The 455-nt window shown below is 74.3% G+C and carries 1 protein-coding gene; it reads right to left on the bottom strand.

Translation table 11 applies throughout. The features are described 5' to 3' along the window. Positions 1 to 42 precede the first annotated feature (42 nt). Positions 43 to 455, bottom strand: a 413-nt coding sequence (locus BGO22_RS16175) for a SixA phosphatase family protein (protein WP_502686476.1), incomplete at its 5' end; no start/stop codon positions are given.

Raw genomic sequence — 455 nt, 5'->3', positions numbered from 1 at the left:
CCGCTCCCCGCAAGGCGCCCGCCAAGGCCGCCTGAGCCGGCGTCACAGCATCTCGGGCGTCTGCACCGTCACGACCACGGTCTCGCCCACGCCGGCGCGCTCGCGGTGGCGCAGCCACCACAGCGCGCCTTTTTTCACCGAGCAATCGTCCTCGGTGAAACCGAGCAGGCGCGCGACCACCTGGCCCAGCGTGGGCTGGTGGCCCACCACCAGCACGGGGCTTTTGCCCGCCGGCCATTGCACCAGGTCCAGCAGGGCCTCGGCGCTGGCCTCGGGCGCGATCGCCTCGCTCAGCTTGTAGCGCCGGCCCAGCGCCATCACCGTCTGCTCGCAACGAGCGGCCGGGCTGCTCCAGACCCGCGCGCCCTCGGGCAACTGACGGTCCAGCCAGGCCGCCATCCGCGCGGCCTGCTTCTCGCCGCGCGGCGTGAGCCGGCGCGCCAGGTCGTGGCGGT

Origin of the sequence: Hydrogenophaga sp. 70-12, assembly GCF_001897365.1 — a bacterium.
In the GTDB taxonomy this organism is placed as follows: domain Bacteria; phylum Pseudomonadota; class Gammaproteobacteria; order Burkholderiales; family Burkholderiaceae_C; genus Hydrogenophaga; species Hydrogenophaga borbori.
The sequence above is the reverse complement of the archived record's forward strand: the minus strand, read 5'-3'. Positions and strand labels throughout refer to the sequence as shown.